This is a genomic window from Spirochaeta thermophila DSM 6578, assembly GCF_000184345.1.
In the GTDB taxonomy this organism is placed as follows: Bacteria; Spirochaetota; Spirochaetia; order Winmispirales; family Winmispiraceae; genus Winmispira; species Winmispira thermophila.
The window spans coordinates 442,278-458,936 of record NC_017583.1; the positions used below are offsets into that span (position 1 = coordinate 442,278).

The following is a 16,659-nucleotide window of genomic DNA, read 5'->3' on the forward strand; positions in this document are numbered from 1 at the left end:
AAGAGCAATATTGTCCAACTTTTGGCCAATATCTTCCTAGCCAGGGCATCGGGGGGGTGATACAATCGTGATACTGCCATGTGTGTGAGGTGTATGTGAGGAGGGATGTTTCTCCAGGTCAAGAACTTTATAGAAACCCGGATCTTCCCCTCGAGGAGAGGGTGAACGATCTTGTCTCTCGCCTCACGCTGGAGGAGAAAATCTCCCTCATTCCTGTGCGTCAGGCGGCTGTTCCCAGGTTAGGGATCGATCCCTATCCCATTGGAGGAGAGGCAGCCCACGGTGTGGCATGGGTAGGTAAGGCCACGGTCTTCCCTCAGCCTGTAGGGCTTTCATGCACATGGGATAGGGATCTCCTTGGACGCATCGGCGAGGTGATAGGGGTGGAGGCACGGGCTTACCGGGATATCCTGGGGACCGAGTTCGGCCTTACCCTCTGGGCACCCACGGTGGACCTGGTGAGGGATCCCCGTTGGGGGAGGACCGAAGAGGCCTACGGTGAGGACCCGTGCCTTGCCTCGGAGCTCGCAGGAAGCCTGGTGAGGGGGATGCAGGGCGATCACCCCTTCTACCTCAGGATGGGAGCGACCCTCAAGCACTTCTTCGCAAACAACAACGAGACAGATCGGGGTATTTCCTCCTCCGAGATGCACCCCTGGCTCATGCACAACTACTACCTCGAGGTCTTCAGGCGGATCATAGAGAGGGCACGCGTCACGTGCATCATGACCGCCTACAACGCGGTCAACGGCATACCATGCCTCATCCACCCTGCGGTGAAGAGGCTGGTGAAAGAGGAGTGGGGCCTTCCGGGCTTCGTGGTGACCGATGCAGCGGACTTCGGTATGACGGTGGGGATGCATGCCTATTTCGAGGATCACGTCGAATCCATCGCCGCCACCATCCGCTCCGGAGTGGATGCCATCACCGAGGATGACCGCACCATCGTGATCGACTCCCTTCGCCATGCCCTGGAGCGAGGGCTCCTCAAAGAGGAAGACCTGGATACCGCGCTCAGGAACATCTTCCGCATACGGTTCAGGCTTGGCGAATTCGATCCCCCAGATCGGAATCCCTACGCCGGTATCACGAAGGACGCCCTGTGTGCTCCTTCCCATGCCCGGATTGCCCGGGAAGCCGCTCAGAAAAGCGTGGTGCTCCTCAAGAACCGGGGCCTCCTCCCCCTGCACGCACATACTCTGAAGAGAGTGGCGGTGGTAGGTCCCCTTGCACATGAGGTGCACACCGACTGGTACAGCGGGACCCTCCCCTATGTAGTCACGCCCCTCGATGCCCTCAAGGAGCGGCTCACTGGTGCGGAGGTCTGGTATGAGGAAGGTTCCTCACGGGTGAGATTCCGATCTGCTGCCTACCACCGGTGGCTCGCATCAGACGAAAAGGGGAATATCTCCCTCTCCCCCCCGGGGGAAATACCGGCAGCAGAGGGCCTCTGGGACTGGCTCGATTGGGGGTGGGGAAGCCATACCTTCAGGTCCGTGGCCTCCCGGAGGTATCTCACCTGCGCGCCTGAAGGTACTCACCTCTCAGCCACAGCGGAACAGGTGCGCGGTTGGTTCGTCCAGGAGGTCTTTTCCCTTGAAGAACGTGTGGGAGGGCTCTATGCGATCCGCACCTGGCACGGGAAGTATCTTTCCTGTGATGTCTCGGGTAGGGTGCATCTCTCAGATCGGGCCGATACCATGCGCGAGCTGTTCGAACTCGAAGTGGTGGATGAGGGACTCGAGCGGGTCCGGGAACTGGCGGGGAAGGCTGATGTGGTCCTGGCCTTCTGCGGAAACAACCCCTACATCAACGGCAAGGAGACCGTAGACCGTCCTGACCTCATCCTTCCTCCCCTCCAGCAGGCTCTGGTGCGTACTGCTTTTGAGGCGAATCCCCGCACCGCGCTTATCCTCATAGGGAGCTATCCGTTTTCGATTGCGTGGGAGGACGAACACCTCCCTGCCATCCTCTATTCCTCCCACGGCGGGCAGGAGATGGGTCGGGCGCTCACTGACGTGCTTTTGGGCGATGTTTCGCCCGCAGGACGCCTCAGCCTCACCTGGTATCGATCCTCCTCTGTGCTCTCGAGCATTTTCGACTACCAGATCCACAAGGGGCGAAGGACCTACTGGTATGCCCGTGAAGAGGACGTCCTCTACCCCTTTGGCTACGGCCTCTCCTATACGGAGTGTGTCTACACAGGTATGGAGTGCTCACCGTCACGACTCACGCCCGAGACAGAACTCACGGTCAAGGTGAGGGTGAGGAACGTGGGAGCTGTGGCCTCCGATGAGGTAGTACAGTGCTACCTCGTGCCGCCTGCAATGGGAGCATTCTCTCCCAGGAAGGTGCTGGTGCGGTTCGACCGGGTGCACCTGGTGCCGGGGGAAGAGAGAGAACTTACCTGGCTTCTTGCGGCCGGGGACTTCTCGTTCTGGCATCCTGCGGCCGGACGTCGCATCCCCATCCCAGGACGCTGGAAGGTCCAGGTGGGGTCGTCCTCTCGTGATATCCACCTTGAAGAGGAGGTCACCCTGGAGGCTTCCGGTCCTCCTTGCTGGACTGCAGGTACTCGCATCCCTGTCTCCCTGTGTGACGACTTCGAGGGCTGTAGGTTCGTGGAGGGGCGAGATCTCTACCCCGCACTCCGTCCCTCATCCGGAGCTACCGCCCGTGTGCGGTTCAAGAAGGTGGAGTGCGCGGCGGAGAGGCGAGAGATGCGTCTTCTCGTGAGGAATAGGGGGGAAGGAGCCGGGCTGCGTGTCGAATCCGGTATGAAGAGTGTGAATATTGCGAGTGCGCTTCCTTTCACAGGGGATGAGTGGAAGGAGGTGGTGATCCCCTTCCATTTCCCCTCGGGGAGCCATGACCTCTCGATCTCCTGGAGAGGGGAGGCCGAGATACTATGGATCGTTTTGTAAGCACAGAGAAGAGGAGTGAGCTCATGGAACCCATCCTTCATCCTGAGGACAAGGAAGATCGGAGACATGGGACCGAGGATTTCCCGTTTGCCCTTTACGATAACTATTTGCGTTATCCATACTTCAGTCGCTACACCATAGATCCTCACTGGCACGAGGAGATGGAGTTTCTCCTGGTGGTGCGGGGGAACGCCCGGGTGCTCAGGGATGGAGAGTTCGTGGAGGTAGGAGAGGGAGAGGCCCTCTTCATCCCTCCCAGGACCTTTCACGCCGCCGAATCACTCGACCACCAGCCCTTCCACTTCATCGCCCTGGTCTTCCATCTCGACCTCCTGGAGGGGGAGGTCCAAGACGTATGCCACAAGCGTTACTTCACAGGGATCAAAAAGCGGCTCCTCTCGTTCCCCGGGGTGATCTCACGCAAGACCCTGTGGGGAAAGGCCGTTCTTCATGAGCTCATGGAGGTGGTGGATCTCGCAGATCACAAGGGGCCGGGATACGAGTTGGGTATCAAGGGGGCCCTGTTCAAGGTCTTCTCCCTCATCTTCTCGAACGGGGTGGTCCAGAAATCCGAGGTTGCAGGCGATGTCTATGCCGTGGAGAAGATCCTCCCTGCGCTCGAGTACATCAAGGAACACTATCAGGAGGAGATCTCGGTGGATGACCTGGCGAAGTTGGTCTACCTCAGCAAGTACCATTTCATCAGGGAGTTCAAGCGACTCACGGGAAGGACGCCGGTGGCGTTCATCAACCGTTACAGGGTTCATAAGGCCATGGCCATGCTCATTGAGAGCGACGAGAAGGTGCTCAACGTGGCGTACGAGTGCGGATTCAACGATATGAGCTACTTCATCCGGCTCTTCCACAGGTTCACGGGACTCACCCCGGCCCAGTACCGGCGGGCCTATGCCCCCCGGGCGGTGAAGACCGGTGGAAGGTGATGACACGGAGGAACAGTTTTATGAAAGGAGATGAGTGATGCCTGCGAGTGTAGTGCACCACGCGAAGACCTCTTCTTCGCTTAGAGGGGGGACCTCCTGGTGGTCCACGCTGGTCAATCAGCGATACCTCATACTCATGTCGTTCCCCTTTGTGATATGGGTGATCATCTTCAGGTATCTGCCCCTCTGGGGTTGGACCATGGCCTTTCAGGATTACAAGCCAGGCCTTTCTTTCTTCCAGCAGAAGTGGGTGGGGCTCAAATATTTCATCATCCTCTTCCAAGATCTCAAGTTCTGGGAGGTGATGAGGAACACCCTCGCCATGAGCCTCCTGGGTCTCGCCTTTGGCTTCACCCTCCCTATCGTGCTCGCCCTCTTCCTCAACGAGATACGGCACATGTTCTTCAAGCGTGTGATCCAGACCATCACCTACCTGCCGCACTTCCTCTCCTGGGTGATCGTGGCGAGCCTGGTCTTCCAGATGCTCGGTCCTTCGGGGCCCCTCAACGAGTTTCTCCTCTCTCTGGGGGTGGTGAAGGAGCCGGTCCCCTTCCTCACGAAGCCTCATTATTTCTGGTGGGTCGTGACCTTCTCTGATGTCTGGAAGGAAATAGGATGGAACTCCATCATCTTCCTCGCGGCGATCGCCGGCATAGACCCGGAGCTCTACGAGGCTGCCACCATGGACGGGGCAGGGAGGTTCAGGAAGATGTGGCACATCACCCTTCCGGGGATCATGCCCACGGTGATCGTGATACTCATCATGAGTATCGGGAACCTCATCAATATCGGCTTCGAGAAACAGTTCCTCCTGAGGACTCCCCTCACCAAGGAGTATGCGGACGTGCTCGACCTGTATGTGCTCGACTACGGGATAGGAAGCGGGCGGTATGCCCTGGGGACGGCCGCGGGGATCTTCAAGTCGGTGGTGAGCCTCATCCTCCTCTTCACGGTGAATCGGCTCAGCAAGAAGACCACAGGCATGCGGGTGCTGTAGGAGGTAGGTGATGCAGTCGGTGATGGTAAGGGAACGCTACAGAAGGGCGAAGCGAGGGGATGCCCTCTTCAATGCCTTCAACTATACGGCCATGATCCTCCTGGGGATCGCGACCCTCTATCCCTTTCTCAATGTCCTCGCCATATCCCTCAACGATTCTGTGGACACGGTGCGGGGAGGTATCACCATCTTTCCGAGAAAATTCACCCTGGAGAACTACGCCTACCTGTTCAGCTATCCGAGTGTGGTGAGGGGTGCGGTGATGTCCGTGTTGAGGACCGCAGTGGGGACGGTGACGGGACTGGTCTCCACCGCGATGGTGGCCTATGCGATAAGCCGGAGGGACTTCTTCGCGCGCAGGTTCGTCACCGGGATCTTCGTGATGACCATGTACATAAGCGCGGGACTCATCCCGGACTACATGCTCATACGATCGCTGGGGCTCATCAACAACTTCTTGGTGTACATCCTCCCCGGACTCATCAGTGCCTTCAACGTGATCGTCCTGCGGTCGTACATCGAGGGACTGCCGTACGAGCTCCAGGAGTCGGCCAAGATCGATGGGGCGAACGACTTCGTGATCTTCTCACGGGTGGTGATGCCCTTGTGTCTCCCTGTGCTTGCCACCATCGCACTCTTCATCGCCGTAGGACACTGGAACTCGTGGTTCGACACCTATCTCTACGCGAGTTCCAACAAGTACCTCACGACCCTCCAGTTCGAACTTCAGAAGATCCTCACCAACGTCCAGTCCCAGGCCGCGGCCTCGGCCCAGGATATCTACAGCTATGCCCTCACCGAGCAGACCCGGAGGGTCTCTCCTGAGTCCATCCGTATGGCGATGACCATCGTGGCCACGGTGCCCATCCTCTGTGTGTATCCCTTCCTCCAGAAGTACTTCACCAGGGGGCTGGTGCTCGGGGCCTTGAAACAGTAGGCGAGCCGCCCGTCGGGCGGAATGTATACCTTAACCAGGAGGTGTCTGATGAAGAGACTGCTGCCTCTCATCCTCCTTATCCCCATGGTGGTGTTCGCCACGGGTCAGGGGGAGAAAGCCGCCGAGACTACGGTCGGCACCAAGACGCCGATCACGTTCACCATGTTCAACGCAGAGGTGAACCCCAACTGGGACGAGTTCCAGAGTCCGGTAGCCCAGGAGATCAAGAAGCGCACTGGGGTGACGCTGGAGATCGAGTTCGCCGTGGGTGATCCCAAGCAGAAGCTCGCGGTGATGGCCGCGAGCGGCGACTACCCGGATCTGGTCTACGCCAAGGGGGATCTCAACCTGCTCAAGGATGCAGGCGGAATCCTCCAGCTCGACGAACTCATCGACCAGTACGGTCCCAATTTGAAGAAGATGTACGGCCAGTTCTACGATCGGCTCAGATGGAGCAAGGAAGATCCCCACATCTACTACGTGGGAAGCTATCCTGTCCACGACCCGATCATCGTGCCCAACGGACTCTTCTGGCTCCAGCACGCCGTGGTCCTCGAGCTGGGTTTCCCCCGTCTCGAGACTCTCAAGGATTTCGAGAATGCGATCAAGACCTACCATGCGAAACATCCCACGATCAATGGGCAGCCCACCATCCCCATGACACTGCTCGCCGACGGGTGGCGCTTCCTCATCTCGGTGACCAACCCGGCGTGGGCTGCCACGGGTGGATCGGACGACGGTGAGTGGTATGTGGATCAGACCACCTTCCGTGCGGTGCGCCACCACACCCGGGAGATCGAACGGGAGTACTTCAGGTGGCTCAACCACATGTGGAACGAGGGGCTCCTTGATAAGGAGAGCTTCATCCAGAAGTACGATCAGTACAAGGCCAAGATCGCCTCAGGTCGTGTGCTCGCATTGGCTGATGCGGGGTGGGAGATCTCAGAGCCTGTCACTGCACTGAGGCAGGCAGGGATGGAAGAACGGATGTACGGCCAGTACCCCATCGTTATCAGCGAGGACGTGGTATGCCGGGTGAACCAGTCTCCGGGATATACGGGCGGATGGGGCGTCGCCCTCACCGTGGACTGCAAGGACCCCGCGAGGGCCATCGAGTTCCTCGACTGGTTGGCGACCGAGGAGGCGCAGATACTCACCCACTGGGGTATCGAGGGTGTCCACTGGAAGTACGACGAGAACGGCAAACGGGTCTTCCTTCCCGAGATCGACGAGATGCGGCGGACCGACCCCGCTTTTTCCAAGAAGACGGGCATAGGGAACTACAGCTATCCCTTCCCGCAGTGGGGCCGCATCAAGGATTCCACCGGAAACTACATCATGCCTGACAGTGAGCCAGAGGACCAGATCAAGAACTATACCGAGGTGGAAAAGAAGGTCCTCGCCGGCTACGGAGCCAGGATGTGGATGGATCTCTTCCCCGGACCGGATGAGTTCCCGCCCAAACCCTACGGCGCTGCGTGGATGGTTCGCATAGACGATTCCGATCTCGTGGCCATCGACAACAGGGTGCGTGACGATATAGGGATGAGGAGAATCCCCGAGGCGATCATGGCGCCGCCCGAGAAGTTCGACGAAATCTGGGACGCCTACCTCAAGGAGATGGAAGAGGCCGGTCTCCCCAGGCTTACCGAAGAGTTCAACCGTCTCCTGAGAGAGCGGATAGAGCTCTGGAATCCAGGCTTCCAGTTCCCGGAGTGATCCGGGATACGGTACCTCCTGCCCTGCCGGCGCAGAGCCGGCAGGGTTTTTGTATGCAGGTGTAGTACAGGTTTCCGCAATTTCGTTCGCACAATGCGCAACATTCGCAAAGACCGATCCTCTCAACAGCTCCATAATAGACGTATGAGAAAAGAGGAGGATGTCTATGAAGAGGCATGTGAAGCTTCTTTGGTGGGTCCTCTTTTGGGGAGTACTCTTCCTTCTTCCCTCATGTGTCACTGTTTCCACTCCAGCTGGCCACGCAGAGGAAAATGAGACGGTGAGGGAAGGTGTTGCTGTCGAGGAGGGGATCCTCCTTCCCATCGTACGGGTACGGGCGGATGGTGCGCGCAGGGATGAGGGATCCCTCGTGTATGTGGAGTTCTCTGGGGAGAGCGGAGGCATCTACTTTGACATCGAGCCTCCGGTGGATCTCTCGGGGTATGCAAACCTGCTCATACCGGTGAAGCTCACTGGAGGTGCCACTTTTGTCATCACGACTGCGGATGCCAACTGGAACAGTGCCTGGACTGCAGGCTGGGGAGCCCTCTACGGCACAGGGGAGTGGGAGACCATTATCATCGATATCACCAACCTCTCCCAGGCCTGGGGAAACATGGAGTGGGATCCAAGCCGGGTCTCCTCCATGGGAATTGTGTTGAATAGAGGATCTTCCATCGTGTTCGACACCTCACGAGGCATACGGGCTGAATGAGGGGGCTCCAGTGAAAATGAAGATCGTATCTTTAGTGCTGCTTGTCATCCTCCTTTTCAGTGTGGGATTCCTCGCTACTGCGTGCGTCTCCCCTTCTGTAACAGAGGAGGGAGGAGTAACAGATACGCGAGGGATTAGGACGATGAAGCAGGTGAAGGTCGTAGGTGGAGGGTATATCCCCGGGATCATTTTCAATCCCTCGGAGAAGGATCTCTGGTACCTCCGTACCGATATAGGAGGGGCTTATCGATGGGATCCCTCCTCTAAAAAGTGGATCCCTCTCATCGACTTTCTGGGACCTGAGGACTATGACCAGTATGGTATTGCGAGTATCGCAACCGATCCAGTGGAGCCGAACAGACTCATCATCGCCGCGGGGATGTATACCACTGATTGGACCGAGGGGCCTGCCGAGATGCTCGTCTCGGAGGACTATGGAGAGACTTTTACCCGAGTAGAGATGCCGTTCCGGATGGGCGGTAACATGCCGGGGAGGGGGATGGGAGAGCGGCTCGCCATCGATCCAAACGATAACAGGATCGTGTATTTCGGTTCCTTCGGTCAAGGACTCTGGAGATCGAGAGATCACGGTTATACCTGGGAACGTGTGGAGTCGTTCCCGGTGACAGGCAATGTCTATGATGCAGATTTCTACACCTATGTGGGGCACAAGTTCTTCTACGGGATTCCATGGGTGGTCTTTGATCCGACTTCTGGAGAGCTGGGTGAGGGATCGAAGCATATATACGTAGGGGTGATCGATACCGGTCCCACAATCTATGAATCCCTGGACGGGGGGGACTCCTGGCACCCTCTGGAAGGTCAGCCAGGCAAGATTTTCGAGGGAGTGAAGGAACACGGTCTCCTCTCCTCGAACGATCCATTGGGGAAATACTATCCGGTGAAGGGGATCTACTCTCCTGAAGGGGCCCTGATCGTGGCCTACCATGCGGGGTGTGGTCCGTTCAATTCAAGCTATGAGGGTGGGGCGATATGGAAATTTTCCTTCAACACGAGGACATGGGAGGATATCTCCCTTCCTCCCCATGATCCGGATCCTTCGCATCGTACGAACGATAGGGGTGTGGGTGCAGTGGCCGTGGACTGGCAGCATCCTCAGGTCTTGGTGGCGTCCACCCTTAATGAGTGGTGGCCTGATGAGATCCTCTATCGCAGCACCGATGGTGGAAAGACGTGGAAACCGATATGGGAGATCACTGAATGGCCTACCAGGGTGGATCACTACACCCTCGATTACTCCCTGGCTCCCTGGCTCGACTGGGGGACCCGAAAGGCCCCTCCCGAGGAAAGTCCAAAGCTTGGATGGATGATCACTGCGCTCGCCATAGATCCCTTCAACTCCGATGTCATGATGTATGGGACAGGAGCAACCCTCTACCGAACCGAGAATCTCACTGCCTGGGATAGAGGTGAGAAGGTTCACATCTTTGTGGGGGCTGAAGGTATTGAAGAGACTGCGGTGCTCGATCTCGAGAGTCTCCCGGAGGGGGCACCACTCGTGAGCGGTATGGGAGATATAGGTGGGTTCGTTCACTTTGAACTTGATAAGGCACAGCCTATGATCACGAATCCTTACATAGGCTCGGTGAGTGATGTGGACTTTGCTGAGCATGTCCCCTCGATCATCATCCGGATGGGGGATGGAACCCTCGGGGTGAGTAGAGACGGGGGAAAGACGTGGAAGCCGGTGCCCCGGAAACTCAAAGGGACGAGCAAGAATTGGGGGGGCTCGGCGGCCATCTCTGCCGATGGTACGACGATTGTGTGGGCTCCTCCAGGAGAGGAGGGGGTGGAGATCATCCCCCACTGGTCCTCTGACTATGGTCGAACCTGGACTCCCTGTGAAGGGCTCCCTCCTTTTGCAAAGGTCATCTCTGATCGGGTGAACCCCTCCCGATTCTATGCCTACAAGGATGGGGTATGGTACGAGAGTACTGATGGGGCGAGATCATTCGTGTTGGTGAACGAGATCGATTTCAAGGTGGATCCATCTCTTATTACGGAGCTCAACATGCGGGCGGTGTTTGGGAAGGAAGGCCATCTCTGGGTGGCTGCGGGAAAAAGAGGACTCCTCCGTTCAAAGGATGGGGGTAAAACGTGGGAACGTATTCCTGGGGTGGAGTGGGCCCGGGCTGTAGGGTTCGGAAAGGCCGCCTCTGACAGTCACTACCCTGCAGTGTACACCCAGATGAAGTATCGGGGTGGGTGGGGGGTGTGGCAGTCGGATGACGAAGGGAAGACCTGGCTTCGAGTGAACGACTCTTCTCAACAGTGCGGCGTCGCGATGTGTATCACGGGGGATCGTCGGGTTTATGGCCGAGTGTATATGGGAACAAACGGGAGGGGGATCGTGTACTGGGAGTTCGAATAGCTCCCAGCGGTGAGGATGGGTACCTTCCGCTGTGAGCGGAATGAAGAATCCGTCTTATGGGAGGTGTTCATGGAACACACAAGAGCCCTATGGGGTGCAGTCCTTGCAGCCCTCTTGCTGCTGGGAGGATGTACTGAGGTCGTGTCTCCCGGTGCAACCGGTGAGATCTCATCGCGAGCAGTATGGGAGTCCTGGGATCAGTGGGCCACGTGGACCGATGGAGAGTACACGCTCTATAACAACGTGTGGGGTAGTGGAGCGGGATCGCAGAGGATATGGGCGAACGCCTATTATGATTGGGGAGTATGGGCGGACCATCCTGACACAGGAGGGGTCAAATCATATCCCAATGTGAGCAGGATGCTCAATTTACGGATAAGCGAGCTGGAGGCGCTCACGAGTTCCTTCACCATCTCCACCCGCCCCTCCGACGGTGCTTACAACTCGACATACGATGTGTGGCTTGCTGACTACGCCTATGAAGTGATGCTCTGGATGAATTATGTGGGTGCCGTAAAGCCCATCTCCTATGAGTGGGACAGTTCAGGCAATCCAGTTCCGGTCTACACCGATATCACGGTGGGAGGCCATACCTGGAATGTGTACAGGGGAACGAACGGTTCCCAGGAGGTCTTCTCCTTTGTGAGGCGCTCGGCTCTGGATTCGGGCACAGTGGATATAAAGGCGATCCTCGAGTGGCTACAGGGTGCAGGCTGGATAGGCGATGTGGAGGTAGACCAGCTCCAGTTCGGATGGGAGATCACTTCCTCTCCAGGAGGGCGTGACTTCGCCATAAGTGCGTACGAGGTGAACCTCTCCTCCTCCGGGGCAACACCCACCCCGACCCCTACGCCTACACCCACCCCGACCGTGACCCCAACGCCCAGTTCCACTCCGACCCCCGCGCCTACCAGCGGTGAGTATCTCGAGATGGATCTCCCCTTTTCCTATGATGGGGCGGGAGAATACTTATGGAAGACCGATGATTTTTCCACCACGGTGGATTGGGGAAGATATGTGAACTCCTGGAATCTCGATCTTCTTGAGATCAACGGGAACGATTACACCAATAGGTGGGTGGCACAGCATCAGGTGCCCCCTGCATCTGATGGGTACTGGTACATCCACTACAAGGGGTCGCTCGCTTGGTCTCATGTTGAGATGAAGTAGAGGGAAACGGGGGTGCCTTGAGCACCCCCTCCCTCCTCCGTCATAGACGGAGGCATTTTGCTTAAGGGAGGCGTACGTATGAGTCGCAGAGTTATCCATAGGTCCGTGTTATTCCTCTTGCTGAGTGGGGTGTTGCTGCTTGGGGGAGGGTGCCCGACCGGGACGACAGATGAAGAACACCCCTCGCCTTCCCCTTCTCCGAAGTCGGGGGTTGTGCTCGGACCCCAAGAGCTGTATGAGCTTTTCTCCCCTGCTTCCTCTAGAGTGCAGGACTACTCAGTGGATGATACCGAAGGGGCGTTCAGAATGACTTCATCTTCTACTGATATGTGGGCAGAATTCGTCTGGTCCACACCTGCCGACTGGTCTTCCTATTCTCAGATCGATATCACGTACAAGTCTACTGTGAATCTCACCCTTTTCCTTCAGGACCAAGCCGATATCTTTCTTTCAGAGCAGGGGTGGGGAGGCATCCTCTCTTCTAATGATTACACCACCGTCACGGCTTCACTTACCAATTGGTGATTATCCATTATTTGCCACCCGGGAGTACTCTCTAAGTACCTCCAGCAGAAGCTCGAATAGATCCTCCTCCCTATGATTATACCGCCACTCCAATTCTTTCAAGTAGAGCGGAAAACGTTCTACACTCACCCCGTGATGCTGGAGCAGCCGCCCTTTCGCATAACTCCAAAACCCCTCTATCCCATTGATGTACACTTTCCCATTCGCAAATCGCTTCCCGTGATCAATCCGCTTGTGCCTGAATCCATAGCTCACAAGCCCATCATAGCTCTTGAACCGGTCGGTATACACAAGCGACCCCCGCTTCACTTTGGCCACTGCCAGTCGTACAAGCTCCTCCGCACTTACCTGCTCCACCACTTCCACCTGCACTTTTCCCCCTCGCTCAAGAATCCCAAACACAGGAATCTTCCCTGCCGCCCCTCTCCCCCTCTTCCCCTTTCTCTTTCCTCCAAAATAACTTTCGTCCATCTCTACTTCACCTTCGAGCAGGCTCTTCCCCTCCTTCTGGGTGTGGACCCATATCGCCTTCCGAAACAATGTGTAGAGCCTCAGCGTCACCTCATAGGAGAGCCGTAACTGCAAAGCCGCCTTGTGGGCGGTAACTTCCATCTCAAAGAGCTTCATTGCCCACAGGATCTTCTCCCAGGAGAGCTTCATCCCCTCGAAGATGCTCCCTCGTCGTATGCTCCACTCTTTCCTGCACTGGTAGCACTTGTACTTCTCTCGTCTCACCTCGCCTATATGCTCACTTCCACAGAAGGGACACCGGGTGTACGTGACGAGGAGACCTTTCTCTCTCAGATAGGAGACCGTTTTCTCTCTATCGCTTGCAAGTGTTGAAAGACTTACGACGTCCATATCCGTGCCACCTCTCTCTTCGGTATTATACCACAGGTGGCTCAAAAATGGTAATCACCTTGTTTTTTAATTAAGTTTATTTTTGAAAAAGAATTGATAGTATATACGGAGTTTTGTGTAAAAACGGGTGTGCCGGATGGAAAAACCGCAGTGCACCTGTTATACTTGATTCTGATATCACACTAGAGGAATGAGGGATGAATACGAATCTCACACATGGAGCGCCCAGGGGGTACCTGAGTCGCAGACTGGTCTTGCTCCTCTCGCTTATCATGGGGGCCTTCTTCATCGGTCTCTTCGTGTTCTGGGGACACCAGGCCTCCGAATATGTGCTCTCGCTTCAACTTCAGGATATGCTCAATACCACGGATCAGGCGTCCGAGACCATAGAATTGTTCATGGGAGGGCTGAGGGTCCGTCTCGCCGAGGAGGCGGAGGATGACGAGGTCCAAGAGGCCTTTTCCGAAGGGGATGTGGAGGAGCTCCGGAAGATCGCCTCCGAGGTGATGGCGGAGGAGGGACGGTTCTTCGCGGACGTGGTGATCTACGGAGCCGATGCGACGCCCGTGGTCGGTGAGGCGAGAGGAGTGCGTTTCGATCCCCTTGAGATACGGAACCAGGCCTTGATAAAGAAGGAACCCATCCTCATCCCCGGGGCGGTGCTCCTCCAGGAAGGACGGCCGGGCATGATGCTCGTGACCCCCGTGTTACGCGACGGCGAGCTCCTGGGTTTCCTCGGGGCCTTCGTGGATATCTCCAACTTCTACACGCTCTTTTTTTCGGAGAACGTGTTCGGAAGGACGGGCTACCTCTACATCGTCGACGGGGAGGGGAGGATCATCGCCCATCCGAACAGCGCCCTGCTCCTCTCGGACATCTCCCAGACCGAGCTCTTCCAGCAGCTCTATAAGCGGAACATAAAATCGGGTACCCTGCGGAGAGGGGGGGAGGCCATCGCCTACTCGTGGGTGCTCTACCACGACATCCCCTGGCTCGTAGTGGGGGTGGCCCGAAGCGCCGAACTCCTCGAAGGGATGTTCCGGATCCTCGCCCTGGGCGGGGTGGGGGCCCTGATCGCCCTGGCGGTGCAGGGGCTCCTCGTGGTGATGGTGCTCAGGCTCCTCGTGGTGAGGCGGGTGCGCCTCCTTCAGCAGAGCATCGAGAAGGTCTCGCGGGGACATCTCGAGGTGCCGCCCAGGATCAGGGGGCGGGATGAGATGGCCTTCATGCTCAACCTCTTCTCCGGATTCGTGGAGCGGATACGCCGGACGGTGGGGAGGGTGCAGGAGGAGATGAGCCTCGTGGCCCGGAGCGGAGGGGCCCTCGCCCAGGCGGTGGACCACACCTCCCACGCCGTGGAGGACATACTCTCCCAGCTCGACCGTACCTCGTCGGATATCGAAGCACAGAATACGAGCATCGTGGAGACCTCTTCCGCGGTGGAGCAGATGGCCCGCAACATCGAGATGCTCTCCGAGGCCATCTCGCGGCAGTCGTCCTCGATCGAGGAGTCGGCCACCGCAGTGGAACAGATGGTGAAGAACGTGGAGGCCATCGGACGGATGGGTGAAGCCCTCTCGGACAACTTCACCACCCTCCAGAGTGCCTCCGAGGAGGGGAAGTCGGGGCTCCAGAACCTGGTGCAGCTCGCCGAAGTCATTCGCGACACGTCGAAACAGCTGGAAGAGGCGAACAGGATCATCTCCGGTGTGGCCTCCGAGACCAATATCCTGGCTCTCAACGCCGCCATAGAGGCCGCTCACGCGGGAGAGAAGGGCAAAGGGTTCGCCGTGGTGGCTGACGAGATCAGGAAGCTCGCCGAGCAGACCACCAACCACTCGAAGCGTATCCGGGAGAGCATACGGGACATCCGGAGGGCCATCGAGGAGATGGTGGGGCTTTCGCAGGCGAGTTTCAGCACCTTCGAGCTCATTCTCGAACGGCTCGAGGGAGTCGCTTCCTACATCCAGCAGGTGGGGAACGCGCTCCACGAACAGCGGGCGGGGGGTACCCAGATCCTCCAGGCCCTCGAGGAGATGCGCTCCATCACCGCCCAGGTGAAGGACGGCTCACACCAGATGGCCGAGGGGAATGCCCACATCCTCGATGCGGCAGGCAGACTCAACGAGCTCACACAGCGGATCGAGCAGGCGATGAAAGCGATTGGGGGCCAGTCCGAGGAGATCGAAAAGGTGCTCGACGTCCTCCGGAAGGAGAACGCCGAGACCCAGCAGAGTATCGCCCGCGTGCAGGAGAGCCTCAGTTTCTTCGTGCTCGAGAACGACGAGGGCTAGATACTCTCCCTCGTCCGGTGGAACTCCACGCATCCCAGTATGAAGGCCCCCACACCGTGCAGGTCGTCGATGGAGCGGGGTCGCTCGAGGTAGTGCCGATAGTCTCCCACTCCGGTGCCTATGCAGATGTCGTGGATGTGGAGATAGCCCTCCGGGTCACGGGATGTCTTGCCCACGATTCCCTGGAAGGCCTTCCGGGCATGGGTGATATAGGGATCCACCGGCAGGCGGTGCGTGCGGATCCCCTTGGAGAGGGAGTAGAGGAAGAGGGCCGAGCAGGATGTCTCGAGCCAGTTGGAAGGGTCGTGCCCTTTGTCGAGGACCTGGAACCAGAGCCCCGTGGCCCTGTCCTGGACCCGCACGATGGGCCCCATGAGGTCACGGAACATCTCTTCGAGGACTCGGTAGCCGGTATGTGACGGGGGAAGGTGATCGAGGATGTCGAGGAGGGCTGCGGGGAACCAGCCGAGGGCCCGCCCCCATGCCTCCGGGGCTATACCGGTGACCGGATCCGCCCAGGGGGCCTGCTTGCTGTAGTCGAAGGCATGTCTGAGGAGGCCCGTCTGCGGGTCGCGGGTGTGTCGCTCTATGAGGAGGGCCTGTTTCACGAACAAATCGTAGAGTTCAGGTCGTCCGAAGAGGGATGCGTAGTGTACGGAGAAGGGACCTGCCATGTAGAGCCCGTCGAGCCATTGCTGGTTGGGGTACTTCTCCTTGTGCCAGAATCCTCCCTCGGGGGTGGTGTGGAATCCCTCGAGGAGACCGAGGATGTAGTCCATGGCTTTCTTGTAGCGGGCCTCTCCGTATCGTTCATGGAGGGGAAAGAGGAGGTTGCCGGCTTGCATGGCGTCGAGTTCCGTGGTAGCCAGCTCCAGGTTGCCTTGTTCGTCGACCAGCGCGTCCACGTAGGCCTTCACGTATTCGAGGTAGCGGTCTTCCCCCGTCTCTTCCCAGAGTTTGAGCATCCCGAGGAGGAAGACTCCCTGGTGGTAGTGCCACCTGTGAGCGGGCGGGAGCTCGGCTGGATCGGGATACCGGTGCATGAGAGATTCGGCCGCCTCCCGGGCGACAGAGAGCGGATCGATGGATGTATGGCTCATGGTCGTCTCCTGCATGGAGATGAGATTCGGAATCCAGTATACGACAGGAAGATGGGGAGGTCAACATTTTAGTTCTCATAAACA

General features: G+C 57.8%; 12 protein-coding genes. 10 read left to right on the plus strand and 2 right to left on the minus strand.

Translation table 11 applies throughout. The features are described 5' to 3' along the window. The first annotated feature begins 161 nt into the window (after positions 1-161). From SPITH_RS01840 to SPITH_RS01880, 9 genes are all read left to right on the plus strand, one after another. Positions 162-2,924 carry a glycoside hydrolase family 3 C-terminal domain-containing protein gene (locus tag SPITH_RS01840; RefSeq protein ID WP_245523420.1) on the plus strand — a complete coding sequence of 921 codons (2,763 nt, stop codon included), beginning with the start codon at positions 162-164 and terminating at the stop codon, positions 2,922-2,924. 23 nt (positions 2,925-2,947) lie between these two features. Beyond that, on the plus strand, positions 2,948-3,865 hold the full coding sequence (locus tag SPITH_RS01845; RefSeq protein WP_014624050.1) for an AraC family transcriptional regulator: 918 nt from the start codon (positions 2,948-2,950) through the stop codon (positions 3,863-3,865). 37 nt (positions 3,866-3,902) lie between these two features. Continuing rightward, positions 3,903-4,862: an ABC transporter permease gene (locus tag SPITH_RS01850; protein WP_014624051.1), complete on the plus strand. Its 960-nt coding sequence runs from the start codon at positions 3,903-3,905 to the stop codon at positions 4,860-4,862. A gap of 10 nt (positions 4,863-4,872) precedes the next feature. After that, the gene (locus tag SPITH_RS01855) at positions 4,873-5,799 is read left to right on the plus strand and encodes a carbohydrate ABC transporter permease (protein WP_014624052.1); all 927 of its coding nucleotides are present in this window, start codon (positions 4,873-4,875) and stop codon (positions 5,797-5,799) included. Between the two features lie 48 nt (positions 5,800-5,847). Beyond that, positions 5,848-7,518: an ABC transporter substrate-binding protein gene (locus tag SPITH_RS01860; protein ID WP_014624053.1), complete on the plus strand. Its 1,671-nt coding sequence runs from the start codon at positions 5,848-5,850 to the stop codon at positions 7,516-7,518. Positions 7,519-7,798: 280 nt separating this feature from the next. Beyond that, positions 7,799-8,233: a hypothetical protein gene (locus tag SPITH_RS01865; RefSeq protein ID WP_155816490.1), complete on the plus strand. Its 435-nt coding sequence runs from the start codon at positions 7,799-7,801 to the stop codon at positions 8,231-8,233. 142 nt (positions 8,234-8,375) lie between these two features. After that, entirely contained in the window at positions 8,376-10,625 is a 2,250-nt protein-coding gene (locus SPITH_RS01870) for a sialidase family protein (RefSeq protein WP_052296240.1), read from the plus strand. Positions 10,626-10,694: 69 nt separating this feature from the next. Continuing rightward, positions 10,695-11,795: a GH12 family glycosyl hydrolase domain-containing protein gene (locus SPITH_RS01875; RefSeq protein ID WP_014624056.1), complete on the plus strand. Its 1,101-nt coding sequence runs from the start codon at positions 10,695-10,697 to the stop codon at positions 11,793-11,795. Positions 11,796-11,873: 78 nt separating this feature from the next. After that, positions 11,874-12,320 carry a hypothetical protein gene (locus SPITH_RS01880; protein ID WP_041623966.1) on the plus strand — a complete coding sequence of 149 codons (447 nt, stop codon included), beginning with the start codon at positions 11,874-11,876 and terminating at the stop codon, positions 12,318-12,320. On the opposite strand, the gene SPITH_RS11745 is transcribed toward SPITH_RS01880, so the two are convergent. Beyond that, positions 12,321-13,181, minus strand: a complete 861-nt coding sequence (locus SPITH_RS11745; protein WP_014624057.1) for an IS1595 family transposase — start codon at positions 13,179-13,181, stop codon at positions 12,321-12,323. It abuts the gene before it with no gap. Between the two features lie 197 nt (positions 13,182-13,378). Here SPITH_RS11745 and SPITH_RS01890 point away from each other — a divergent pair, with 197 nt between their 5' ends. Further along, complete coding sequence (locus tag SPITH_RS01890; RefSeq protein ID WP_014624058.1) at positions 13,379-15,475, plus strand: methyl-accepting chemotaxis protein; 2,097 nt, start codon at positions 13,379-13,381, stop codon at positions 15,473-15,475. Here SPITH_RS01890 and SPITH_RS01895 read toward each other — a convergent pair. Next, a complete protein-coding gene (locus SPITH_RS01895; RefSeq protein ID WP_014624059.1) occupies positions 15,472-16,575 on the minus strand; it encodes a glycoside hydrolase family 88/105 protein in 1,104 nt (367 codons plus the stop codon). The genes SPITH_RS01890 and SPITH_RS01895 overlap by 4 nt on opposite strands. Between the last annotated feature and the right edge of the window lie 84 nt (positions 16,576-16,659).